The following is a 435-nucleotide window of genomic DNA, read 5'->3' on the forward strand; positions in this document are numbered from 1 at the left end:
ATATTTTGCCAACCAAATTGCATTTGACCTAACTTAGCTTTATCTTCACTATAGTAAACTGTTTTATTTTGATCAGGAATATTAGTAAATCCTACTGACATCTTACCTGTTACTTTATCAAAATTATACCAGTTTCCACTAATTCTTTGTTGACCAAAGAGCATCCAACCATCATGATTATAATAAACAGTCTTATCTTGTCCGTAAGCTTTCAGACTTTGGAAACCTCGTTGCATTGCTCCTTTATTATCAAATAAATACCAGTGATCATTAATATAATTTTGACCAGTTGCTACTGCACCTGTTACTTTATCAAAATAACGTGTAGCATTATCTACCCATTGCCAACCAAATTGCATCTTACCGTTAGAGTCATAATGGACTGTCTTATTTTGATCTGCTATTTTTTGGAAACCTGTTTGCATTACACCTTGG

Annotated in this window: 1 pseudogene; it reads right to left on the reverse strand. The window is 33.1% G+C overall.

The features are described from left to right. Positions 1-435: pseudogene (locus FC55_RS09985) on the reverse strand (cell wall-binding protein); the annotation flags it as partial.

It is taken from the genome of Ligilactobacillus salivarius DSM 20555 = ATCC 11741 (assembly GCF_001435955.1).
Taxonomy (GTDB): domain Bacteria; phylum Bacillota; class Bacilli; order Lactobacillales; family Lactobacillaceae; genus Ligilactobacillus; species Ligilactobacillus salivarius.